Genomic DNA, 21,796 nt, shown 5'->3' with positions numbered 1-21,796 from the left:
ACTACATCTCATTCTTGTACATATATATGAATGACACGAGCGTAAGCAGGGATTTCTTTCCTACTTGTAGAAAAAAAGAAACCAACCTACTCTAGGCTAGTTTCAAAGGAGAGTCAAACATATACGAGAAGATTACATATTCATTATATGCCTCATTATACGAGCAATGTAACCCTTTTCACAATTTGTACATAATGAAAGAAACATTGTTTGAACTTTCTAAAAAGATGTTGACTTCTCTTAATTTCCAACGATAAATAGTAGACACCACAGCACTTTGAGACGTAAGATGGATATATAGTGAAATTTCCATCTATGGTGATTTCACCAAGTCTAACCTCTTATTTCTGCATATTAAAAACGGAAATACAGATAGATACAAAAAAATTATTATAAGAGGTGAAATTATGAACAAACAACATTTAATCGCATTAGACTTAGACGGTACTTTATTAACAGACAACAAAATAATTTCCACTCGAACGAAACATACAATTGCAAAAGCAAAGGAACAGGGACATATTGTTGTTATTTCAACAGGACGTCCATTCCGTGCTAGTTATGATTACTATAAAGAACTTGCTCTTAACACACCTATCGTAAACTTTAACGGTGCTTACGTACATCATCCTCTTGATTCAAGCTGGGGAACACACCACTCTCCTCTTGAGCTAGCAACAGCGCAAGAAATTGTACGAGCTTGCTTTGATTTCGGCGTAAAAAATATATACGCGGAAGTAATGGACGATGTGTATGTTCGTGAAATTGATGAAGATAAAAAACATATTTTCGAATTCGGCTCTCCTAAGATTTTTACGGGAGACTTATTAAATATTTTAAACGATCATCCAACTTGCTTATTAATTGATGCACATGACGAGCATTCCACTGCAATTCGTCAACATTTAACGGATATGCATGCGGAAGTAATCGACCATAGAAAATGGGGCGCACCTTGGCCGATTATTGAAATTGTGAAAAGTGGATTAAATAAAGCAGTTGGATTACAAAAAATCTCTAGTCATTACAACATTCCACAAGAGCGAATTATCGCTTTCGGTGATGAAGATAATGATTTTGAAATGATTGAATTTGCTGGTCACGGCATTGCAATGGGAAATGCCATCCCTGAATTAAAATCACTCGCAAACCATACGACGTTAACGAACGAAGAAGATGGTATTGCTTTATATTTAGAAGAGGTTCTTGGGTTGTAATCTAAAAATTCCCTACTTATAGTTTCCTGCCAAATGTCCATACTATAAGTAGACGCATGAGACATCGCGTCGATTGTTTTCAGCTAAATAAAGGGGGTTTTTCGAATGGGTAAAAAGAACAAATCAAAACGTTTTATCCAACAAGGAGCCGATGCTGTTATGAAGCATGATGCAAGATTCCCGTACAGAGGTACATTAGCTGAGGCAGAAAAAGCAAGAAGTAACTCTTCTTTTGGAGGGGTTTAAATGGGGAACTTACTATTCCAACAAGCTAGAGATGCTGTTGAAAATGCCGTATCTTGTTCAAGCGGTACTGAGCAACAAGATCTCGTGTATAGAGCAAAAAATGCTTTGCAATCCGCTTACGCAAACTCTTCAACTGCTGAAAAAGTTCAGCTCCGTGAAATGCAAGAGCAATTGCAAAACATTACGAATTTACATTAAAAAAGAGGACCAACTTTGGTCCTCTTTAATCTTTCCGAAACAATCCGAACACCCCAACTGTTTGCAGTATATTTGTAAATGCACCTGGGTCCACTTGTTTAATAATCCTCTCTAATTCGTATAACTCGTAACGGGTAATAACCATCATTAACATTTCTTTATTTTCATTCGTATAAGCACCTGTTGCTGGTATCGTTGTAATCCCTCTTACTAATCGCGAGTGAATCGCCTTTCTTACGTCTGCCCCATTCTTCGTAACAATTAATGCTGTAATCTTTACATGACGAGTATGAATTGCATCAATAATTCTCGTTGACACATATAAAGTCACTAGCGTATACAACGCTTTTTCCCATCCATATACATAGCCAGCAGCGATAATGATAATTGCATTAAAAAAGAAAAAGTATGTACCGACAGGCTTATCTTTTATTTTTGATAAAATCATGGCAATAATATCTAATCCGCCTGTAGAAGCACCCCACTTTAAAGCAATCCCTACTCCAATTGCCGAAATAATTCCGCCAAAAATCGCATTTAATATGATATCATTCGAAACCGCTCTAACAGGGATAATTTCTAGAAACAGAGTCATAAATATAACACAAAGAAAACTAAAAAAGGTGAAGGCCTTTCCAACCTTTTTCCACGCTAAAATAACGACAGGAATATTAAATAAGCTAAACAATACTCCCGTAGATATGTGAATCGATAAAAAATCACCTAATATTTGTGATAATAATTGAGACAATCCAGCAAAGCCGCTCGCATACACTTTTGCTGGCGTTAAAAATAAATTCATCCCAATCGCGTTTAATAAACCTGCGATGATTACAACGATTAACTTCTTTATAAGTTCAGTATAATTCAACTTCAAATCCATTTCGAATCCACCTTTACCCTTCATAAATGCACCGCTATACATAGTCTTTACGAAAAAGGAAATGATAAACGTACAACGTTTAGAAATGGAGTTGATACATATGCCACATACGAGTGATAACGACAAAAAAGCACGCGATAATAACGCAAAACGCACACAAAAAAATGAGCAAGAGCAAAAAAATATTCAGCAAGGTAAACGTGCATACTCTAAAAAGACCGATCACCTTTGATTCCATCGTACATCAACAATTATGTTGATGTACTTTTTTACATTTTAAAGGAAAAAAACATTAAAAATTCACTTCATGTTCACTTCTATATTCTACAATAGCGATAACATATTCGGATGAGGTGTTGGCATGAGAGGGAAACATATTTTCATTATTACTGCACTAATAAGTATATTGATGCTATCTGCTTGCGAACAAAAAAATGGCTCAGCTACAGTCGCTACAGCAACAGACTCGACCATTACAAAGGATAACTTCGAAAAACAATTGAAAGATCGTTACGGAAAAGACATGCTATACGAAATGATGGCACAAGACGTCATCACAAAAAAATATAAAGTACCTGATGAAGAGGTAAATAAAGAAGTAGAAAAAGTAAAAAAACAATATGGAGATCAATTCAAAAAAGTATTAGTAAATAATGGTTTAAAAGATGAAGAGGATTTTAAAAATCAAATTAAGTTCAAACTTGCTATGAATGAAGCGATTAAGAAAAGCATTACAGAGAAAGACGTAAAAGACCACTATAAGCCAGAAATTAAAGCGAGTCACATTTTAGTAAGTGACGAAAATGAAGCGAAAGAAATAAAGAGTAAACTAGATGCCGGTGCTTCATTTGAAGAATTAGCAAAACAAGAATCACAAGATCTACTATCAAAAGATAAAGGCGGAGACCTTGGATACTTCAATTCAGGTACAATGGCTCCTGAATTCGAAACGGCTGCCTACAAACTAAATGTTGGGCAAATTAGCAACCCCGTAAAATCATCAAACGGTTATCACGTTATTAAATTAACTGATAAAAAAGATTTAAAACCTTACGATGAGGTAAAAAACTCTATTCGCAAAAACTTAGAGGAAGAACGTACTGCTGATCCTGTATTCAGCAAAAAATTGTTACAAGAGGAATTAAAAAAGGCAAATATTAAAATAAATGATAGTGATTTGAAAGATACATTTACTCTTGTTTCTCCGCAAGGAAATTAAAAAAAGCACACCCTTATCTTTTTAGATAAGGGTGTGCTTTTTAATCTTTCATCTTATTTCTTAAAGTAAGTCCAACCTTCTTCTTGGTAAACCTTTTCTTCTTTCATCAACTTACCAAGTGCGCGCTTAAATGCAGCTTTACTCATGTTAAAGCGTTCTTTAATATCTTCTGGATGGCTCTTATCCCAAAACGGCATTGCTCCGCCTCGTTCTTCCATATATGCATAAATTACCGCAGCATCATCTTCCATTCCTTCTTCTTTACGAGGAAGAAGTGAAATGTTAATTGTACCGTCATCTTTTACGTCAATAATACGGCCCGTTACACGCTGACCGATGCGGACTTGTTCTTTTCTTTCTGTATGGTGTAGGAAAGCACGGAAATGCTCATCCGTTAGTATGAATGAACCAACTTGAAGTGAACGATATACACGTCCGTTTACGTTTTTATTACGCATAGATGGCGTTGCATCTACGATAATTTCTTGCATATCACTGTCTCTTGCCGGAAGAGCAATTAAACGATCACGATTCGTTAATTTTAACGTACAATATAATTCGTCGCCTACTTCTGGCCATACCGGCATATAAATCGGGAACTCATCAGCTGGAATTAGTATATCTTTTGACACACCAATATCAACAAACACACCTAAACTAGGAATAACTTCTACAACCTTTACCCAGTTCCAATCATAAGTTGTAATAATTGGTTCCTTCATTGTTGCTGAAATACGATTTTGGTGATCAAGGTATAAGAATACATCAATCGTATCGCCTTCTTCAATTTCTCCAGCCACTTCGTTTTTATGTAGGAAAATTTCTTCTTCTTCATTCCCAACCATATATCCGATTTCCGTTTCGCGTAAAACAGTTACCTGTTCAATCGATCCTATTTGCAAATACATATTTTTTAATTCCCTTCTATATATATAAAATTAACTTTTTTATCTTTTTATCATTCCAAACAAAAGTTAATTATAACACGATTTTTCCTTTATTTGTCCAACTGCCCAAAATTCACTATAATAAAATGAGGTTACATGATTATAAGTATGAAAACACTTAAGTCTAAGCTCGTTTTCAGCTATACTTTAGTATGTACAGTACATAAAAAGATTAAAAATTTATTTGGAGGTGCTAACTATGGCAAAAGATAGTTCTTTTGACATCGTTTCGAAAGTAGAATTACCTGAAGTAACAAACGCAATTAATATCGCATTAAAAGAAATCCAAAACCGATATGACTTTAAAGGAAGTAAAAGTGATATTAAATTAGAAAAAGAAGTACTTGTTTTAACTTCTGATGACGAGTTTAAATTAGAGCAAGTAAAAGACGTTCTTATCTCTAAACTTGTAAAACGTAACGTTCCAATTAAGAACTTAGATTACGGAAAAGTTGAAGCTGCAACTGGCAACACTGTTCGCCAACGCGCAACACTTCAACAAGGTATCGATAAAGATAACGCGAAAAAAATTAACAATATCATTAAAGAAATGAAATTAAAAGTAAAAACACAAGTACAAGATGATCAAGTACGTGTTACAGCAAAAAGCCGTGATGACTTACAAGCAGTAATCGCAGCTGTTCGTAGCGCTGATTTACCAATCGACGTACAGTTCATTAACTACCGCTAAAAAGAAAACTCCTCTTAATTAGAGGAGTTTTCTTTTTTGTCTTGTAGAGACAATATTACGAGAACAAACTATAGAAAAAGGGTATGTGTGGTAAAAATCGCTAAGTAAATTGAAAATAAGGAAAAGACACCTTAAGACGTTTTCCCTTCGATTTGAATTACTTTTCTTAGTAACTACATCCTAGACCAAAGTCATCTTAAAAATCGCTGTAACTCATAATTCCTCTCCACGCCAAAACGTAACAATTTATGAGTATAAGAATATTTCCCGACCTTTAATGTAATGTAAAATTAGTAAGGATCTTAAAAAATGTTAATTAAAAAAGAGTTAGAAGTGGTTATTTGAAGAAATTAATATTATGGTTTTTATTGGCCACATTCTCCCTAAATACTGTAGGATGTTCTAATAATACGAATACACTAACGGATAAGTCTAACTGTATCAACAAAGCTTGGTACAAAAAAAATATGTCATGTAATCATTTAAAAAAACATTAAATAGTTAATGATAAAGGTCATAAAAAAAGACACCTCAAAGTGCCTTCCTCCGACTTGAACCAATAATATTCGGATGGATTTAAAAAGAAGCATACATCGTTAATAAAGATGCAGACTTCAAAATAAAAAGTACACTAAGTAAACTCTTATTCAAAAATTTATATTAAACACTAATATTTTAGAAGAAAGTTTATAAGTTTAGAACCTACAGGGATTTTCCCTGTAGGTTTTATTATATTTCAAGTGATTTCCAAATGAATTATGAGTGACTTTTTTCAGTTTGGTTTTCAAAATATTTTTCTTTAACCATTTTTATCAGATTTTCTTTTTCTGTTAGTTCAAATATAAATAATGCTTTTTTCATGTTATTTGCAACATCTTCTTCATTAGGTTGTTTAAGTTTCAATAAATTCCAAGCTTTTCCATAGTATAATTCACCTAGTAAATATAAAGTATTTAGATTAATAGCTAGTTTGATACCCATATCATTGTATTTTACTGCCTCTTCATGTTGATTTGCATGACCTAAAATTTTTGCTAAATTAAAAATAATTTTCAATTTAATTTCTTTATCTCTAGGAAAATCTAACTTATTAAAATTAGTTAAACACCTTCTTAATATATTAATACTTTTTTCATATTCTTTATTTTCCCCATGGAATATAGCAATTGTCTGCATAATATCTATTTCTCTTTCTGATAAAAAATCTGAATTAGTTACAGTTAATTTTAATGCATTATTTAAAAAATCTAAAGCAGTTTTTATTGATTTATCCACCATAAATATAGCAATCGCTTCATGCCATATTAAAAATTGTTTATCTTCTGTTGATTGGAAGTTATTTTCGTTTTTCTCTTTTTTCACTATTTCATAAAGTTCTTTGTATTGTTTTTGCTTTAAGCAATCTTTTATTACGCATTTTACATTTTCTACATATTTTAGTTTTTTGTTTTGAGTTAATGCAAATATATTATTTGGGTCAATACCAAGTCTTTCTGATAATTGATATAACAATATACTAGATGGATAAATCACACCTTTTTCTATTTTGCTAATTTGACTTTGCGAACATATTCCATGACATAATTCGGATTGTGATATATTTTTTTTAATTCTAAGCTCTTTAATGGTAATACCCAAATCGTAAAACTCCATTTTCCCACCTACTATTTAGCACTGTATTAGTATAAGAGTATTCTCTAACTTTTAATGTAATGTAAAATTAATATAGTTGCAATTATTGATTTTTCAAAGATTCTTCCCTATCGGTGCTAACACAAAAAACAGGTTAGGAAGAAAATCCCCTTCCTAACCTGGCCCTCCTCTCACTAGGGACGTTTTCATTCTCACATCGTTTCTCTTAAGAAATTTCATATCAACAGAATAAACACTATCGCGCCACCGAACAAACTTACATATACAATAAGAAGACATGAACATAGAGCCAGCAACTTCTCATCTTATCTACGCTTCCTTTTAACTGCAATTAAAAACGCAATAAATAATACATTCACCCCAACGATTAAGGAGATAAATAACCAATTCACACCTGTTTCTCCGTTAACTTTATACACGTTTGATTCTTCACGCTTTAAAACGAGATAAAATTCCCCATCTTCCTCTCTTATAATTTCATCCTCTAACAATCCTCTTAACTCTTGTTTTTCACCAATCATACTTGCAGGTAAGGAGACTTTTTGTGTTTCTTTCGTATTATTAATTGCTACTAAAGTTACTTCATTTTTATATTTTCGTTTTAGTATGCTCATACCGCTCTTATCATACAGTAGCTCAAACGTACCGCGTCGTAAAGACGGTCTCGCCTGTCTAAGTTCACCTAGTTTTGTTATGTGCTGCATAAATTTTTCGTCTGACTTAAAATCCATTAATCGTCTATTATCGGGTACACTTCCTCCATCTAATGCAATTTCAGTTCCGTAATAAAAATTCGGAATTCCAGGTGATGTTAACAAATATGTAAGCGCCAGTTTTAAACGTGATGGCGGATAATACATATTTTCTTTTGCAATACGCGCATATCTTTTTGTTTCTTGATCATCTAAAAACGTAACAAATTCCCCTTCTTTTTTACTCACATCGTATAACGATTTCACCGATACATCTGCTTTAGAAAACGATTCTACTATTTTTTCGTTGTATTCGCTATCCTCCTTTGTCATAATACGAAAATCTTTCTTTATCACTTGCATATCTTTTTGCGCGTTATCCCAAAAGGAACGCGGCTTTTTTTCACTATGTATAACATAACTTCCGTCTAAATCAACTTCTTTTATCCACCATTTCATTGCGTCAATTACCTGTTGTTCGTTTTCTCCAAGTGGAAATTGAAATACAACTTTCATTCCTTTTGCATGAACTTCTTTTACAAGTTCTTTCACATCATTGTCTGTCCCGAAATGTTCATTTACCTTTTTAAAATTTCGCACGTCTAATCCATCGTACTTTCCACTTTCAAAAAGTGGCGAAAGCATAACGGTAGTAAAACCCATTTCTTTTATGTAATCCAACCTTTTTATAATTCCTCTTATATCCCCTCCTTGATACCCTTCTAAATTACCAACTTCTAACTGTTTGTCATTTTTCGGTTCTCCATTATTGAAGCGATCAATCATAATGGAGTATATAACTTCATCTCGCCACTCTCTTTTTTCGTCTGCAAAAGTATGTATTGGTACAAACAAAACAACAGCTAAGCAAAAACAAATGAATAGTTTCCTAGTCCGTATTTTTCCCACACGCATCCCCCAAGCTTTTTAATTGTAAGAATATTATACCAATTATCCGAATGAAACGCATATGTCGATTTTAATCCTCATAAAATAATTCATGTTAGGTTTTATGACATCATGCATATAATTTCCTGAATTTTTAGTTGATTTTTAGTTTAATTTCGAATATGATATGAAACATAACAAATATATGTTATTTTTTCTAACATTACAGGAGGAGAGATCATGGATATGGGAGATACAGTTTTTATGTTTGTGACGACAGTAATGGTCATGTTGATGACACCAGGATTGGCACTTTTTTATGGAGGTATGGTTCGCAGCAAAAATGTACTCAGCACAACGATGCATAGTTATAGCGCAATGGCTATCGTTTCGATTCAATGGATTGTTATCGGCTATTCTTTATCATTCGGACCAGATTGGCACGGGCTTATCGGTACACTTGATTGGTTCGGTCTAAACGGAGTTACCTACGCACCAAATCCAGACTACTCATCTACTATTCCTCACAATTTATTCATGATGTTTCAACTCATGTTCGCCATTTTAACTCCAGCTTTAATTTCAGGTGCATTCGCTGAAAGAATGCGATTTTCTGCCTTTCTTATTTTTATCCTTCTATGGACAACGATCGTTTACAATCCTGTCGCTCATTGGGTATGGGGCGTCGGCGGGTGGCTAAGGGAACTTGGTGCACTAGACTTCGCTGGCGGAAACGTCGTTCACATCACTTCCGGAGTTGCTGGTCTTGTATTAGCTATTTTCCTTGGAAAACGAAAAAACATAAATGGTTCTTCTCCCCACCATTTGCCATTTACAATGTTAGGCGCAGGCTTATTATGGTTTGGCTGGTTCGGTTTTAACGTCGGCAGCGCATTATCCTTAAACGACGTAGCTTTAACTGCATTTATTAATACAAATATAGCCGCTGCTGCCTCCGCTCTAACTTGGATGCTTTCTGAATGGTTCTTCCAATCAAAACCGACCGCGATGGGAGCTGCTTGCGGAGTTGTTTCTGGTCTAGTCGCTATTACACCAGCTTGCGGGTTCGTTACACCTTTCTCCGCCCTTCTTATCGGAGCAATTGGTGGCATATTATGCTTCGGCGCCGTTTTCTTCTTAAAAACAAAATTTGGGTATGACGATACACTTGATGCCTTTGGATGCCACGGCATCGGAGGAACTTGGGGCGGTATTGCAACAGGACTATTTGCAACTACTACCGTAAACGGGGATGGTGCGAACGGATTGTTTTACGGAAACGCCGCGTTACTGTTTAAACAACTTATAGCGATTGGCGCAACATATGCATTCACAATCATCATGACGTATGCCATTATTAAAGCGATCAACTTCTTCCTCCCTGTTCGAGTAGATGAACACGAAGAACACATGGGTCTTGATATTTCAATGCATGGTGAGAAGGCTTATGAACATGCAGAGCGAGCAAACTAAAAAGGGATGCAATCTATTACTAATAGATTGCATCCCTTTTTTTGCGCACGAGGCAACATACCCCACCTAGTATAACTGTAAATATATCAACGTTTTTTTGGATATATCAACGTTTTTTCAAATATATCGATTGTTTCTTTCAATATATCAACGGTTCGACACAACATATCAATTTACCAACAAATTCCGACATGAAGAAGATGAAAAATACCCCGGCATAAATTTACACACAAAAAAGACGACCGAAGCCCGGTCGTCTTTTCCTATTTATTTCGGAGCATTTCCTACATATTGCGTAATATCAACATTTAATGCCTGCGCTAAACGCATACCGTATTCTTGATCTGCACGGAAGAAGTTACAAACAGCTAATAATTTTGTGCGTTCATTTACATCTTTTAGATCATTTGTTAAGTTTGCAATTAAGTTATCTTGCTCTTCTATAGAGAATGAACGGTAACGCTCACCTGCTTGTTTGAAGTCATTTGGTTTCTCAATTTTTTCACGAGATACATAGCCTTCTACTTTCATAGTTGAATCGCGGTAAGCTTTGTCTTCAACTGGATTTTCAGCATGACGACTAGGTTCATAGTTGATTGTAGATGGGTTTTGATTCACTTGCATCGCACCATCACGTTGTTGATTATGAACAGCTGCGTATGGGCAGTTTACAGGAATTTGCAAGTAATTTGCACCAAGACGATAACGTTGTGTATCTGGGTAAGAGAATAAACGACCTTGTAATAATTTATCTTCCGATGGCTCAATACCATTTACAGTTGCACTTGGAGAGAACGCTACTTGTTCTACTTCTGCAAAGAAGTTTTTCGGATTACGATTTAATGTCATTGTCCCTACTTCAATTAACGGGAAGAGATCTTCTGGCCATACTTTCGTTGGATCTAGTGGATCAAAGTCTAAAGAATCCATTTCATCTAATTGCATAACTTGTACGTGTAAATCCCATTTCGGGTGATTTCCTTTTTCGATCGCGTCGAACAAGTCACGAGTAGCATGATTGAAGTCTTTCCCTTGTACCTCTTGCACTTCTTTCGCATTTAAGTTACGTACACCTTGCTGTGGTTTCCAGTGGTATTTAATATAAACAATTTTACCTTCTTCATTAATCCATTTAAATGAATGGACGCCGAAACCTTCCATTTCACGATAACTTGCTGGTGTACCGTAATCAGAAAATACCCATGTCATCATATGTGTAGATTCCGGACTTAACGTCATGAAATCCCAGTAACGATCTGGCGTTTGAATATTCGTATCAGGTGCTGGTTTTAAAGAATGTACCATATCAGGGAATTTAATTGCATCACGAATGAAGAAAACTGGTAAATGATTACCTACGATATCGTAGTTTCCTTCTTCTGTATAAAATTTAACAGCGAACCCACGTGGGTCACGTGCTGTTTCAGGAGAACCTTGACCATGAATAACCGTTGAAAAACGAACAAATACAGGTGTTTCAGTTCCTTCATTTTGTAAAAATGCAGCTTTCGTATATGGCTTCATACTATTTTTCGTTACGAATACACCGTGAGCACCTGCACCACGTGCATGTACAACACGCTCCGGAATACGTTCACGATCAAAGTGTGCAAGTTTTTCTACTAAATGATAGTCTTCTAATAATACCGGTCCACGACGACCAGCTGTACGAGAATTTTGGTTGTCTCCAACTGGAGCACCTTGGTTTGTTGTTAAGCGATTATTTGGATTCATCTAGGGGGATCCTCCTCTTTCTTTCATAGTAATTATTATTTATTTAAAATTATTATAAATTAATTATTATTCAAAACTAAATCTTTGTCAACTATTTCCTTCACTTTTTTGGAAACAATTTCAGCCAAACAGTCGATAAATGCCGATTGCGCATTCGGCATATTTGGTCTAAAATATTTGGCATTTAATTCATCCGTTACAACTTTACATTCATAATCGTTGTCATATAAAACTTCTAAATGCTCCGCTACAAAACCAACTGGGCAATATATGAAATATTCGTACCCATGCTCTTCATATAAATCTTTCGTTAAATCTTGCACATCTGGACCAATCCACGGATCTGGAGTATTCCCAGCACTTTGCCAACCGATTGTATAGTTTTGAATATTTGCAGCTTCTGCAATTAAATCTGCCGTATGCTTTAGTTGTTCTACATATGGGTCTCCTGCTGCAATAATTTTTTCTGGCAAACTATGTGCTGAAAAAATTACGACTGCTTTCTCTTTATCATCAATTTCTTTAAACGTTTCTTTTATTTGGTCTGCCCAATACGAAATAAATTTCGGTTCATCATACCATTGTTCAATTGGTTCAATAACAGGACCACCGATTTCTTTTGAAAGACGAATAGCACGGTCATTATACGCTTTAATGCTAAATGTAGAATAATGCGGCGCTAATACGATACTAATCGCTTGCCCAATCTTATCACGCTTCATCTCTTCTACTGCATCTTCTATAAATGGAGCTATATGTTTTAAACCTAAGTAACAAGTAAATTCATACTCTATAAATATGTTATTCATTGAATCTGTTAATTTATGCGCCTGTTCTTTCGTAATTTTTGCAAGTGGCGAAATTCCACCAATCGCTTTATAGCGCCCAATTAAATCTTCAAGCGCTTCTTCTGATGGCTTACGCCCGTGACGGATATGTGTATAATATCCCTCTACATCGTCTAATGATTCCGGTGTTCCATACGCCATTACGAGTAAACCTATTTTTTTCTTTGTCATCTATATAACACCTCAATTTTATAAATGAGAATCCTTTTCAGAACGTTTGTTTCCAATTATAACAAGTAATAATAAGTACGTCAAAATAATAATTATAATTAAATATTATTTACAAGGTAATCTTGAATTTTATATGACAATTTCTTTAATAAAAAGCGACTTACATAATTGTAAGCCGCTTTTCCGTTATTCCTTAATATTTACCCCATATTCTTTAAACCAAATGTGAATTTGTGCTAAATGAGCTAAAAGCTGCGGCCCAGTCATCAATTGACCAAACCATGGTGTTTGAAATGCACTGCCGCCAGACTGAATCAATTCGTTCAACTGCTCTTTATCAAACAGTTCGTGTAAAATTGAACCTTTATCCGTTAATAAACTTTGAAGCCATACTGTTACTGCTTTTGTATAGTGTGGATTGTGAGTTTTCGGATAAGGACTCTTCTTTCTATATAAGATGTCATGTGGAAGTACATCTTCTAACGCTTTACGTAATAGACCTTTTTCGCGGTTTTTATACATTTTCATTTCCCAAGGAATATTCCACGCATATTCGACAAGACGATGATCCGCAAATGGAACACGTACTTCTAAGCTTGCCCCCATACTCATGCGGTCTTTTCTGTCTAATAATGTTGTCATAAACCATACCATATTTAAATAAAATAATTGGCGTCTTTTTGCTTCTAGCGGACTTTCTCCCTCTAAAATAGGAACTTCTTGAATCGACTCTTCATAGCGCCTTTGTACATATTGTTGTAAATTTAATTTATTTCTCCATTCTTTTTTTAGAAGTTGTTCACGCGCTTCTGTAGAGCGCATCCACGGAAATGCACTCGATTGTAGATCATCTTCTCTATAAAACCACGGATATCCACCAAATATTTCATCTGCACATTCTCCAGATAAGCCGACGACAAAATCTTGTTTAATTTCGCGGCAAAACCATAATAATGACGAATCGATATCTGCCATACCAGGCAAATCACGAACGAGTACCGCCTCCGTTAAATACTCTGCTAGTTTTTCATTCGAAATGACGCAACGATGATGGGTTGTTTGAAACGTCTCTGTCATCAAATTAATAAACGGAGCATCTGAATTTGGCTGAAACGCATTCGCTTTAAAATATTTGTCATTATCTTCGTAATCAATTGAATACGTGTGTAATTGTCCTTTTCCTGATCTCTCGTATTCTTTCGCCGCAATAGCTGTAATAGCGCTCGAATCTACACCACCTGATAAAAAGGTACATAGTGGTACATCAGAAACAAGCTGTCTTGTAATGGCATCTTGTAGTAAAAAGCGCGTTTTCTCTACTGTTTCTTCAAAGGAGTCTTCATGTTTTTTACTTTCTACATTCCAATATCTCCATATACACAAACCGTTCTTTGAAAATGTCATCGCATGACCTGGACGTAATTCTTTTATACCAGCATAAATACCGTGGCCAGGCGTTCTTGACGGTCCGAGTCCGAATATTTCTGATAACCCTTCTAATGTTACTTCCGCCTTCACATCTGGATGCGACAATATCGCTTTTAACTCCGAACCAAATAGTAAGCGTCCGCTATCATATTTATAAAAAAGTGGCTTTACACCTAATCGATCTCTCGCAATAAATACTTGTTCTTTCTGTTCGTCCCATACTGCAAACGCATATATACCGTTTAAATGACTGACACATTCTTCTTTCCATTCAATATAAGAAGCTAATAATACTTCTGTATCAGAATGACCTTTGAACGTATATCCTCTTCTTAATAATTCCTTTCGAATGTCTTCTGTGTTATAAAGTTCACCGTTATAGCAAATGGCGTAATTCGTTTCATCTTTTAAACAAGTCATCGGTTGTTTACCGCCCTCAGGGTCCACAACGATTAAACGTTTATGCCCAAATGCGACATTGCCTTTAATCCAAACTTTATTATCATCCGGCCCCCGCTTCGCTAACGTCTCAGCCATTTTCGTAACGACGTCCCGCTCTCCTTCTAATGAGCGTTTATAATCCACCCATCCTGTAATCCCGCACATATAAATCATCCTTCCATCTTATTTCTTTTCTTGAACGTGCAGTAATCCCCACCCTAAGAGTGCGGATTAAAAAATGAAAAACTTGACGATAACCTACTATCCACATATGGAATAGCATTTTCACTCAGTAAAACGTGTTTTATTGTATGCCCACCTATGTCTAGATGTGTCTAGTTATAAAGAATGCACGAACTGTCTATAACAGAAATAACTACTTTTCATAAAGGAGAAATCGTGTATGATACAACGTAAACATATTTTATATAATCAACCCCGTGCTCATACAGTCGGTAATGTAGAATATATAAACAATGAGTGGGTATTCTTTGATGATGAAAATGATGAAGCGTTTTTATTAGAAGATATTGCCGAAGATGGGTTTGAAATTTTGTATAATAACAATTGGCTACCAGCCCGTTTCTATGAACAAGATGTATTACAAATCGCCAACGAGCAACACCATTTGCAAAACGGTGAAATGATACGTATTCGAAAAAAGTTACTTCTTAGCTATAATGAATGGCTGGAGGAATTACCTGACTCTGTCTTCACATTATTAACGGAATCATTGCAATCACTTCACTACTCTTTATATGATTGCATGTATTGTCATAATTATTTATCTTTCTTACCGAAAGAGGAGTCACGCGAAGGAGTAAATATTCTTTTGTTTGATAACGAAGAAATGATTTGTACACTGCAGCATCATTTCGTTCGTCACACTACATCAAATAAAAATATGTTCCGTTTTACAAAAGTAAACGGAGAAGAGTTGCATATTGATGCGACATAAAGTAAAACTTTAATTAGTGGGGCAACCCCCACTAATTATTAACCTTCACCAATCTGGTGTTTACGGGATAACGTAAAAAACCACCTTATCTCCCAAGTCTTTGAGATTATAAGGTGGTTTTATTTTTTATTAGAATACTTGCCAGCCAATCGGTAATTTCAGTCCAAGGTAAAATACTGCTACTAGTGCAACAATAAATAGCCCCCAAACTGCCCCTGTTGCTTTGTTCTTGCTCATTTTCACAAGAACCATTTCCATTCCACCGATAACTAAAATACCAGCTATCATTTTTAAACCATACCACATGTGCATGTTACTTGTTGCAGTCTTCATAATACCCATGTACAACATGAAACCTGTCACAATAATGATAATATACATTAGGCGAAGCCCCATATGTACACCTTTACCTTTTCTTCCTGCTGAATAAAGTGAATACGCAACGAAGAATAAAATTAAACCTAACGCCCATGCTGTAATATGCATATGTACCATCGTATCCCTTACCTCCTCTTTTCACACTTTTTCACTCTATATGATAACATGTTCATTTATTTTCAGGAAATGTTTCGCTTTTTTACATTTAAATGATATAATATTTAGAGTATTTACAAACTTCTTGTAATAACAAAAGGGGGAACAATCATGATTCAAACTAAGGATATTATCGAACTTACAGACACATACGGAGCAAATAACTATCACCCACTTCCAATCGTTATTTCTAAAGCAGAAGGTGTTTGGGTAGAAGATCCTGAAGGAAACCGCTATATGGACTTATTAAGTGCATATTCTGCAGTAAACCAAGGTCATCGTCACCCGAAAATTATTAACGCTTTAATTGACCAAGCTAATCGTGTTACGTTAACTTCTCGTGCTTTCCATAGCGATCAATTAGGTCCTTGGTACGAAAAAGTTGCGAAACTAACTAATAAAGAAATGGTACTTCCAATGAATACAGGTGCTGAAGCTGTTGAAACTGCAATTAAAACAGTTCGTCGCTGGGCTTATGATGTGAAGAAAGTAGAAGCAAACCGTGCTGAAATCATCGTTTGTGAAGATAACTTCCACGGACGTACAATGGGTTCTGTTTCTATGTCTTCAAATGAAGAATACAAGCGTGGATTCGGTCCAATGCTTCCTGGCATCGTTGTAATTCCTTACGGTGATTTAGAAGCGTTAAAAGCTGCAATTACACCAAACACAGCAGCATTCATTTTAGAGCCAATTCAAGGTGAAGCAGGAATTAACATCCCACCAGCTGGTTACTTAAAAGAAGCTTTTGAAGTATGTAAAAAAGAAAACGTTTTATTCGTAGCAGATGAAATCCAAACTGGCTTAGGCCGTACTGGTAAAGTATTCGCTTGTGACTGGGACGATGTAACTCCTGACATGTACATACTTGGCAAAGCGCTTGGCGGCGGCGTGTTCCCGATCTCTTGCGTTGCAGCAAACTGTGACATTTTAGGTGTATTTGAGCCAGGTTCTCACGGTTCTACATTCGGTGGTAATCCACTTGCATGTGCTGTGTCTATCGCAGCTCTTGAAGTGTTAGAAGAAGAAAAATTAACAGAGCGTTCTCTTCAATTAGGAGAAAAATTAGTTGGGCAATTAAAAGAAATTGATAACCCAATGATCACTGAAGTTCGCGGTAAAGGTTTATTCATCGGTATCGAATTAAACGAACCAGCTCGTCCTTACTGTGAACAACTAAAAGCAGCTGGTCTACTATGTAAAGAAACACATGAAAACGTAATTCGTATCGCACCACCTCTAGTAATCTCTGAAGAAGATTTAGAGTGGGCATTCCAAAAAATTAAAGCTGTATTATCGTAATGATAGAGAGGTTGTCCGACATATTGGGACAACCTCTTTCTTTTTATATTCATTTATATTAAGATAAAATTGTAATTTTCTGTATTTTAAAATCGTAAAGGAGGTGCGATATGCTATTAAGATATGGTAAACATATTAACTATTTAGCTACATCTTTTATTTTAGTTACATTCTTTGGCTTCCTACTTTCCACAACATGGCTTACTCACTACTCAACTTCTACTACATTCACACTACTGAAAGCATCATTTTGGACTGCTGTTATTCTTACTATCATTGGTTTTGGACGAGAAAAAAGCGCACTTACGGTTATACTATTTGGCATTTGTACACTTGCATTCATTGGTCTTTACACTTTTTCCGTTATCGATTACCTCTATAACCCAAGGCCATAAAAAAGAGCTATCTTTTAACAAGATAGCTCTTTTCTTCACTTCACTACATTTCGCAAAGTACCAATTCCTTCTACTGTAATAACCACTTCATCACCAGCATGTAAAAACTTTGGTGGCGTGAAACCTTTTCCGACACCAGCCGGGGTTCCTGTTGCGATAATATCGCCTGGTTCTAAAGTCATTCCTTTACTTATCGTTGAAATAATTTCTTCTATTGGAAAAATCATTTTATTTGTGTTGGAAGTTTGCCTTACTTCTCCATTTACTACCGTTTCAATGTGTAATGAATTCGGCGCATTAACCACCGATTTATGAATTAAATACGGTCCCATCGGACAAAATGTATCGAAGCTTTTCCCAAGGAAAAACTGTTTATGTTTTCTTTGAATGTCTCGAGCTGTTACATCATTGATAATCGTATAACCAAAAACATGCTCAAGCGCTTTTTCTTTTTTAATTTGTTTCCCTCGCTTACCAATAATGATAGCTAATTCTCCTTCGTAATCTAGTTCGTCCGTTGCATGAGGGTGACCATTAATTTGCTCATTTATGCCAATAACTGTTGTTGGTGCTTTCGTAAAGATCATTATATTTTCTGGAATAGACTCTACTCCGCCCATTTCTACCACATGCTCACGATAGTTTTTTCCAACGCACAAAATATTCTTTCTTGGCCTTGGAATCGGTGCTAATATTTTCACCTCTGTTAACGGATAATACGCCGCTTCCCCGTTCTCTTTTGCCCAATTTACAATTTCACATACTTTCTCAAAGCATTCAGTCCCTCTTTCAATACACTCTAGCATTGTAATAGGGATTGTAACCTTTTCCCCTTTTTGTCTTTGCGCTTCTCTTAAGTGTAATACCTTTTCTTCTTCTTCATCCACAATACCTACAAATACCTTTTCTTCTTTTTTCGCCGTTACAAAACGCAATATTTCCACTCTCCATCCTACAACTCATACACTTTAATTGTATTCGCATCCGCAAGAAAAAAACCTTCTCATGCACGCTAATTTTTACAATATTCTTCTCATATCCGATTCGTTACTCCTTTATCATTTGGCATAAAATGTAGAAATTTTACTTTTTTTAGCGAATGCATTTCTTTTTTATGAAGTTTTTGTATAATATGTACTACATATATACTAAAAATTTCATTTAGAGATGGAGCCGATTTCAATGTTTGAGCAAGCGATTGAAAAAAAACGTGAAAAAATGATTTATTTTGCTGAACGCTATGGAATGACTTCTCAAAAAACAGTGGATTGTAGCCAAGAACTGGACAGGCTCTTAAATGTAATTTGTCATGTACATACGGATTTACACCCTAATCAAACGTTCAAAACACACACGCAATAATGCGTGTGTTTCTTTTATTTCAAAAAAATACACATTTTATTGGAAACGCCCATACAATAGTAGAAAAGAAAATTTTAAAAACGAAGGGTGTTTTGTATGCCAGCTATGGTCGGACATATTCGTATCGTCAATATTGGATCAAGTGGTATTTTTCATATTGGAGATGTATTTGCGATTAGGCCTATTAGTTACTCACGTGCTTTCGCCGGGGCCGGCTCTTTTAACGTTGGAGATAACGTTTCTGTCTACAATTATCAAAGTGCAACGACTGTCAACGATTCAGATGTCGTCGATCAAGCGATAATTGGTTCAACTTAAAGGGGGCGATTATATTGAACTTTTATGTAAACCAAAGTATCGTCATCAACAGTATTAAAATTGATAGCATTACAACCTCTTCTGTGTTCCAAATTGGTACTGCCGGAAGTATTAAAGCCCTATCTAAATTTTCAAATACGGGCGGATTTACGGAGCCGCTTCGCCCATTACAGGCGAAAGGACAAATTATTTCTATCAAACCATCAACTAGTTCTTCTTAAGACATCCTTGTCATAAATATATAGTAGGAATATTTTTACCCTCCCTATTGAAAAGGAGGTTTCACAAATGAATCAAGATATATATACTTACTTACACCAACTTCAACAAGCTCTTCAAACACAACAAGCAGCCATCTTGAATTTAGAAGATCAAGTGCGCCAACTCCAAGAAGAGCTTAACGAATTAAAAAATCGCCCCTCCTCTTCTGTAGGAAAAGTGGAATACAAATTCGATCAATTAAAAGTCGAAAATTTAAATGGTACTTTAAATATTGGTTTAAACCCATTTTCAGCAAAAGGACAACAAATTGAAGATTTTCAAGTGGATACAGAAACATTAAAGGTAAACCCTGAAACCGAAACAAACCCAGACTTTTATCAAGGTATCCTCCAAGAAATGCATCGATACTTAGATGAAGAAGCATATAATCGTATTCTCCATTTTGAACAAGAAGAGAGAACACCGCTTGATGAAATGTATCGACAAATGATGGTGGATGACATAAAAAAACAGATGGAGCATCGACTCCCTTATTATTTATCACAAGCGCAATCATATGAAGGTATTTCAACAGATCCAGATTATTTACGAGATATCATTATTCAGGCAATGAAACAAGATATTGACAAAGCCTTTCTCTCCTTTATTCAGCACATACCAGGAAATTTCCGAAAGGAGTAATTATGTATGAACCTTAACGTTGTAAACCGTGAGTTAAAAGTCGGACAGATTAAAATGAACGGTGTATCGTCGTCCGCACTCTTTTTAATTGGAGATGCAAATCTCCTCATTCTATCTTCTATTCTCGATACACCATTTGAAACAGTTACAGAGGGTCCATTTGTACCATTAGTAACAGATGTCGCTCCTACTCCAGGTTAAGGAGACTGAGAAATTATGTTGCATCATGTGTCCATTGTCCAAAATGTTTCTATTATTTCTTTAGGGATTACTGCCGTATTTCAAGTTGGAGATGCAAACCAAATGGAATTAAAAAGTAGAGCTATTGCCGTCCACCGTGAAATTCCTTGTTATATACGGGGAGAAGGTCGCTTTGATGCTTTTGAAATCTTTATAGATGAACACATTACAATTCCAAAACGAACGACAGATGTAAAATTAAATATTGTAAATGAATGTCCTTTTATTGAAGTGAATAACGTTGAATTGCGGACACTTTTAAATTCTGGTTGCTTTCAAATTGGGAATGTTGATTATGCTTTTAATAACTCTCGTATTATGCAAATTCGCCAATATATTACGGATGAACCTTCCGCACAATAATTCATATAGTAATTAAAAAGCTTAGTAAAGTAGGTGGATGGTATGCCTTCGGTTGTAGGAAATCTCGTCGTGCAAAACAGTAACGGCTCTTTCAACTTAGGAGATTTTTATAACGTATCTCCGAAAGAAAACACGAAAGCCTATAACGGATCTGGAGCTTCTAATGTTGGGTTTGTCGTGAATACGTTTAACGGTGTTAGTGCAACAAATACGTTTGATTCTGATGTGGCAGATCAAGATCAGATTGGAACAGCGTAAAAAAAGTAGGAGATATTCTCCTACTTTTTTCTTTTATCTAATTCAAAATTATTAAAATGAAATTTTAATAAGCAAGAGCTTTACTGTCCACAAATAGTGGTATAAACAAGTAAGTAGTGAAGAAGCACTATTTCATTTTATTTAAATGATAACCCACTCTCCTCCAAAGCCCTCCTAAGCTTCGGCAAAGACGCTGGTCCCATACCATGCATTTTTAAAATTTCTTTTTCACTATATTTTGAGAGTTCTTCTATCGTTTGAATTCCGTGATGTTGCAGCGCATTTCGTGCTGGTGATGAAAGAAGTGAAAGAAATCCTGTTTTCGGCTTCTTTTCTTTCTCGCAAGTTGGGCAAGTTGGACAGTCGCTACTTTTGTAGTATTCATGTCCTTTTTCACACGTTCTTAACGTTTTTTCCGTTGCCATTTTCAAGTC

27 protein-coding genes are annotated in these 21,796 nt (G+C 35.5%); 17 read left to right on the top strand and 10 right to left on the bottom strand.

Features of this window, described 5'->3' with window-relative positions:
- Positions 1 to 407: 407 nt before the first annotated feature.
- The 3 genes from AXW78_RS05670 to AXW78_RS05660 all read left to right on the top strand — a co-directional run bounded on the left by AXW78_RS05670 (position 408) and on the right by AXW78_RS05660 (position 1,661).
- Positions 408 to 1,217 carry a Cof-type HAD-IIB family hydrolase gene (locus AXW78_RS05670; RefSeq protein ID WP_001041231.1) on the top strand — a complete coding sequence of 270 codons (810 nt, stop codon included), beginning with the start codon at positions 408 to 410 and terminating at the stop codon, positions 1,215 to 1,217.
- 105 nt (positions 1,218 to 1,322) lie between these two features.
- A complete protein-coding gene (locus AXW78_RS05665; protein WP_000516816.1) occupies positions 1,323 to 1,463 on the top strand; it encodes a hypothetical protein in 141 nt (46 codons plus the stop codon).
- Positions 1,464 to 1,661: a DUF3813 domain-containing protein gene (locus tag AXW78_RS05660; protein ID WP_000527407.1), complete on the top strand. Its 198-nt coding sequence runs from the start codon at positions 1,464 to 1,466 to the stop codon at positions 1,659 to 1,661.
- Between the two features lie 25 nt (positions 1,662 to 1,686).
- On the opposite strand, the gene AXW78_RS05655 is transcribed toward AXW78_RS05660, so the two are convergent.
- Positions 1,687 to 2,544 carry a YitT family protein gene (locus AXW78_RS05655; RefSeq protein ID WP_000364431.1) on the bottom strand — a complete coding sequence of 286 codons (858 nt, stop codon included), beginning with the start codon at positions 2,542 to 2,544 and terminating at the stop codon, positions 1,687 to 1,689.
- A 100-nt stretch (positions 2,545 to 2,644) separates the two neighbouring features.
- On the opposite strand from AXW78_RS05655, the gene AXW78_RS31755 reads away from it, so the two are divergent.
- Entirely contained in the window at positions 2,645 to 2,776 is a 132-nt protein-coding gene (locus AXW78_RS31755; protein ID WP_001120851.1) for a DUF3941 domain-containing protein, read from the top strand.
- Positions 2,777 to 2,905: 129 nt separating this feature from the next.
- Positions 2,906 to 3,763, top strand: coding sequence for a peptidylprolyl isomerase PrsA (gene prsA, locus AXW78_RS05650; protein ID WP_061883892.1), 858 nt, complete (start codon positions 2,906 to 2,908; stop codon positions 3,761 to 3,763).
- A gap of 53 nt (positions 3,764 to 3,816) precedes the next feature.
- Here prsA and AXW78_RS05645 read toward each other — a convergent pair whose 3' ends face one another.
- Positions 3,817 to 4,671 carry a CvfB family protein gene (locus tag AXW78_RS05645; protein ID WP_000281260.1) on the bottom strand — a complete coding sequence of 285 codons (855 nt, stop codon included), beginning with the start codon at positions 4,669 to 4,671 and terminating at the stop codon, positions 3,817 to 3,819.
- 238 nt (positions 4,672 to 4,909) lie between these two features.
- Between AXW78_RS05645 and AXW78_RS05640 the strand changes: the two genes are divergently transcribed.
- Complete coding sequence (locus AXW78_RS05640) at positions 4,910 to 5,401, top strand: YajQ family cyclic di-GMP-binding protein (RefSeq protein ID WP_001040149.1); 492 nt, start codon at positions 4,910 to 4,912, stop codon at positions 5,399 to 5,401.
- Positions 5,402 to 6,157: 756 nt separating this feature from the next.
- Here the strand turns inward: AXW78_RS05640 and AXW78_RS05635 are convergent.
- Positions 6,158 to 7,054 (bottom strand): helix-turn-helix domain-containing protein, encoded by an 897-nt coding sequence (locus tag AXW78_RS05635; protein ID WP_000397889.1) that lies wholly within the window; start codon positions 7,052 to 7,054, stop codon positions 6,158 to 6,160.
- A 305-nt stretch (positions 7,055 to 7,359) separates the two neighbouring features.
- On the bottom strand, positions 7,360 to 8,661 hold the full coding sequence (locus AXW78_RS05630) for an alpha-amylase family glycosyl hydrolase (RefSeq protein ID WP_050551991.1): 1,302 nt from the start codon (positions 8,659 to 8,661) through the stop codon (positions 7,360 to 7,362).
- 213 nt (positions 8,662 to 8,874) lie between these two features.
- Between AXW78_RS05630 and AXW78_RS05625 the strand changes: the two genes are divergently transcribed.
- Complete coding sequence (locus AXW78_RS05625; RefSeq protein WP_000367134.1) at positions 8,875 to 10,107, top strand: ammonium transporter; 1,233 nt, start codon at positions 8,875 to 8,877, stop codon at positions 10,105 to 10,107.
- A gap of 267 nt (positions 10,108 to 10,374) precedes the next feature.
- Here AXW78_RS05625 and katB read toward each other — a convergent pair whose 3' ends face one another.
- The 3 genes from katB to asnB all read right to left on the bottom strand — a co-directional run bounded on the left by katB (position 10,375) and on the right by asnB (position 14,894).
- Positions 10,375 to 11,841 (bottom strand): catalase KatB, encoded by a 1,467-nt coding sequence (gene katB / locus AXW78_RS05620; RefSeq protein ID WP_061883891.1) that lies wholly within the window; start codon positions 11,839 to 11,841, stop codon positions 10,375 to 10,377.
- 59 nt (positions 11,842 to 11,900) lie between these two features.
- Entirely contained in the window at positions 11,901 to 12,860 is a 960-nt protein-coding gene (gene hemH, locus AXW78_RS05615; protein WP_000162631.1) for a ferrochelatase, read from the bottom strand.
- Positions 12,861 to 13,046: 186 nt separating this feature from the next.
- Positions 13,047 to 14,894: an asparagine synthase (glutamine-hydrolyzing) gene (gene asnB / locus AXW78_RS05610; protein ID WP_000334009.1), complete on the bottom strand. Its 1,848-nt coding sequence runs from the start codon at positions 14,892 to 14,894 to the stop codon at positions 13,047 to 13,049.
- A 238-nt stretch (positions 14,895 to 15,132) separates the two neighbouring features.
- On the opposite strand from asnB, the gene AXW78_RS05605 reads away from it, so the two are divergent.
- On the top strand, positions 15,133 to 15,687 hold the full coding sequence (locus AXW78_RS05605) for a DUF2777 domain-containing protein (protein WP_000616044.1): 555 nt from the start codon (positions 15,133 to 15,135) through the stop codon (positions 15,685 to 15,687).
- 129 nt (positions 15,688 to 15,816) lie between these two features.
- On the opposite strand, the gene AXW78_RS05600 is transcribed toward AXW78_RS05605, so the two are convergent.
- Positions 15,817 to 16,182, bottom strand: a complete 366-nt coding sequence (locus tag AXW78_RS05600; RefSeq protein ID WP_000233490.1) for a YisL family protein — start codon at positions 16,180 to 16,182, stop codon at positions 15,817 to 15,819.
- Positions 16,183 to 16,332: 150 nt separating this feature from the next.
- Here AXW78_RS05600 and rocD point away from each other — a divergent pair, with 150 nt between their 5' ends.
- Entirely contained in the window at positions 16,333 to 17,523 is a 1,191-nt protein-coding gene (gene rocD / locus AXW78_RS05595; RefSeq protein ID WP_061883890.1) for an ornithine aminotransferase, read from the top strand.
- A 110-nt stretch (positions 17,524 to 17,633) separates the two neighbouring features.
- Positions 17,634 to 17,918 carry a hypothetical protein gene (locus tag AXW78_RS05590; protein ID WP_000926865.1) on the top strand — a complete coding sequence of 95 codons (285 nt, stop codon included), beginning with the start codon at positions 17,634 to 17,636 and terminating at the stop codon, positions 17,916 to 17,918.
- A gap of 35 nt (positions 17,919 to 17,953) precedes the next feature.
- Here AXW78_RS05590 and AXW78_RS05585 read toward each other — a convergent pair whose 3' ends face one another.
- Positions 17,954 to 18,853 (bottom strand): fumarylacetoacetate hydrolase family protein, encoded by a 900-nt coding sequence (locus AXW78_RS05585; protein WP_061883889.1) that lies wholly within the window; start codon positions 18,851 to 18,853, stop codon positions 17,954 to 17,956.
- A 247-nt stretch (positions 18,854 to 19,100) separates the two neighbouring features.
- Here AXW78_RS05585 and AXW78_RS05580 point away from each other — a divergent pair, with 247 nt between their 5' ends.
- From AXW78_RS05580 to gerPF, 7 genes are all read left to right on the top strand, one after another.
- The gene (locus AXW78_RS05580) at positions 19,101 to 19,280 is read left to right on the top strand and encodes an aspartyl-phosphate phosphatase Spo0E family protein (RefSeq protein WP_000462841.1); all 180 of its coding nucleotides are present in this window, start codon (positions 19,101 to 19,103) and stop codon (positions 19,278 to 19,280) included.
- 96 nt (positions 19,281 to 19,376) lie between these two features.
- The gene (gene gerPA, locus AXW78_RS05575) at positions 19,377 to 19,598 is read left to right on the top strand and encodes a spore germination protein GerPA (RefSeq protein ID WP_001111188.1); all 222 of its coding nucleotides are present in this window, start codon (positions 19,377 to 19,379) and stop codon (positions 19,596 to 19,598) included.
- Between the two features lie 14 nt (positions 19,599 to 19,612).
- Entirely contained in the window at positions 19,613 to 19,819 is a 207-nt protein-coding gene (gerPB, locus tag AXW78_RS05570; RefSeq protein ID WP_001012516.1) for a spore germination protein GerPB, read from the top strand.
- Positions 19,820 to 19,886: 67 nt separating this feature from the next.
- Positions 19,887 to 20,501 (top strand): spore germination protein GerPC, encoded by a 615-nt coding sequence (gene gerPC / locus AXW78_RS05565; protein ID WP_001070760.1) that lies wholly within the window; start codon positions 19,887 to 19,889, stop codon positions 20,499 to 20,501.
- Positions 20,502 to 20,507: 6 nt separating this feature from the next.
- Positions 20,508 to 20,702, top strand: coding sequence for a spore germination protein GerPD (gene gerPD, locus AXW78_RS05560; RefSeq protein ID WP_001052806.1), 195 nt, complete (start codon positions 20,508 to 20,510; stop codon positions 20,700 to 20,702).
- A gap of 15 nt (positions 20,703 to 20,717) precedes the next feature.
- Positions 20,718 to 21,104: a spore germination protein GerPE gene (locus tag AXW78_RS05555; protein ID WP_061883888.1), complete on the top strand. Its 387-nt coding sequence runs from the start codon at positions 20,718 to 20,720 to the stop codon at positions 21,102 to 21,104.
- A gap of 42 nt (positions 21,105 to 21,146) precedes the next feature.
- Positions 21,147 to 21,362 carry a spore germination protein GerPF gene (gene gerPF, locus AXW78_RS05550; protein ID WP_001141566.1) on the top strand — a complete coding sequence of 72 codons (216 nt, stop codon included), beginning with the start codon at positions 21,147 to 21,149 and terminating at the stop codon, positions 21,360 to 21,362.
- Between the two features lie 137 nt (positions 21,363 to 21,499).
- Here gerPF and AXW78_RS05545 read toward each other — a convergent pair whose 3' ends face one another.
- Positions 21,500 to 21,787 carry an RNA polymerase alpha subunit C-terminal domain-containing protein gene (locus tag AXW78_RS05545; RefSeq protein WP_000179952.1) on the bottom strand — a complete coding sequence of 96 codons (288 nt, stop codon included), beginning with the start codon at positions 21,785 to 21,787 and terminating at the stop codon, positions 21,500 to 21,502.
- Between the last annotated feature and the right edge of the window lie 9 nt (positions 21,788 to 21,796).

Origin of the sequence: Bacillus thuringiensis (assembly GCF_001595725.1) — a bacterium.
In the GTDB taxonomy this organism is placed as follows: domain Bacteria; phylum Bacillota; class Bacilli; order Bacillales; family Bacillaceae_G; genus Bacillus_A; species Bacillus_A thuringiensis_K.
Note: the sequence above shows the minus strand (reverse complement) of the source record. Positions and strands in the feature narration are given on the sequence as shown.

What these genes read in the sequence shown, in the direction of transcription:
- AXW78_RS05670 (WP_001041231.1), top strand. Translation starts at nt 408, where the DNA reads ATGAACAAACAACATTTAATCGCATTAGACTTAGACGGTACTTTATTA.
- AXW78_RS05665 (WP_000516816.1), top strand. Translation starts at nt 1,323, where the DNA reads ATGGGTAAAAAGAACAAATCAAAACGTTTTATCCAACAAGGAGCCGAT.
- AXW78_RS05660 (WP_000527407.1), top strand. Translation starts at nt 1,464, where the DNA reads ATGGGGAACTTACTATTCCAACAAGCTAGAGATGCTGTTGAAAATGCC.
- AXW78_RS05655 (WP_000364431.1), bottom strand. Translation starts at nt 2,544, where the DNA reads ATGGATTTGAAGTTGAATTATACTGAACTTATAAAGAAGTTAATCGTT.
- AXW78_RS31755 (WP_001120851.1), top strand. Translation starts at nt 2,645, where the DNA reads ATGCCACATACGAGTGATAACGACAAAAAAGCACGCGATAATAACGCA.
- prsA (WP_061883892.1), top strand. Translation starts at nt 2,906, where the DNA reads ATGAGAGGGAAACATATTTTCATTATTACTGCACTAATAAGTATATTG.
- AXW78_RS05645 (WP_000281260.1), bottom strand. Translation starts at nt 4,671, where the DNA reads ATGTATTTGCAAATAGGATCGATTGAACAGGTAACTGTTTTACGCGAA.
- AXW78_RS05640 (WP_001040149.1), top strand. Translation starts at nt 4,910, where the DNA reads ATGGCAAAAGATAGTTCTTTTGACATCGTTTCGAAAGTAGAATTACCT.
- AXW78_RS05635 (WP_000397889.1), bottom strand. Translation starts at nt 7,054, where the DNA reads ATGGAGTTTTACGATTTGGGTATTACCATTAAAGAGCTTAGAATTAAA.
- AXW78_RS05630 (WP_050551991.1), bottom strand. Translation starts at nt 8,661, where the DNA reads ATGCGTGTGGGAAAAATACGGACTAGGAAACTATTCATTTGTTTTTGC.
- AXW78_RS05625 (WP_000367134.1), top strand. Translation starts at nt 8,875, where the DNA reads ATGGATATGGGAGATACAGTTTTTATGTTTGTGACGACAGTAATGGTC.
- katB (WP_061883891.1), bottom strand. Translation starts at nt 11,841, where the DNA reads ATGAATCCAAATAATCGCTTAACAACAAACCAAGGTGCTCCAGTTGGA.
- hemH (WP_000162631.1), bottom strand. Translation starts at nt 12,860, where the DNA reads ATGACAAAGAAAAAAATAGGTTTACTCGTAATGGCGTATGGAACACCG.
- asnB (WP_000334009.1), bottom strand. Translation starts at nt 14,894, where the DNA reads ATGTGCGGGATTACAGGATGGGTGGATTATAAACGCTCATTAGAAGGA.
- AXW78_RS05605 (WP_000616044.1), top strand. Translation starts at nt 15,133, where the DNA reads ATGATACAACGTAAACATATTTTATATAATCAACCCCGTGCTCATACA.
- AXW78_RS05600 (WP_000233490.1), bottom strand. Translation starts at nt 16,182, where the DNA reads ATGGTACATATGCATATTACAGCATGGGCGTTAGGTTTAATTTTATTC.
- rocD (WP_061883890.1), top strand. Translation starts at nt 16,333, where the DNA reads ATGATTCAAACTAAGGATATTATCGAACTTACAGACACATACGGAGCA.
- AXW78_RS05590 (WP_000926865.1), top strand. Translation starts at nt 17,634, where the DNA reads ATGCTATTAAGATATGGTAAACATATTAACTATTTAGCTACATCTTTT.
- AXW78_RS05580 (WP_000462841.1), top strand. Translation starts at nt 19,101, where the DNA reads ATGTTTGAGCAAGCGATTGAAAAAAAACGTGAAAAAATGATTTATTTT.
- gerPA (WP_001111188.1), top strand. Translation starts at nt 19,377, where the DNA reads ATGCCAGCTATGGTCGGACATATTCGTATCGTCAATATTGGATCAAGT.
- gerPC (WP_001070760.1), top strand. Translation starts at nt 19,887, where the DNA reads ATGAATCAAGATATATATACTTACTTACACCAACTTCAACAAGCTCTT.
- gerPD (WP_001052806.1), top strand. Translation starts at nt 20,508, where the DNA reads ATGAACCTTAACGTTGTAAACCGTGAGTTAAAAGTCGGACAGATTAAA.
- AXW78_RS05555 (WP_061883888.1), top strand. Translation starts at nt 20,718, where the DNA reads ATGTTGCATCATGTGTCCATTGTCCAAAATGTTTCTATTATTTCTTTA.
- gerPF (WP_001141566.1), top strand. Translation starts at nt 21,147, where the DNA reads ATGCCTTCGGTTGTAGGAAATCTCGTCGTGCAAAACAGTAACGGCTCT.
- AXW78_RS05545 (WP_000179952.1), bottom strand. Translation starts at nt 21,787, where the DNA reads ATGGCAACGGAAAAAACGTTAAGAACGTGTGAAAAAGGACATGAATAC.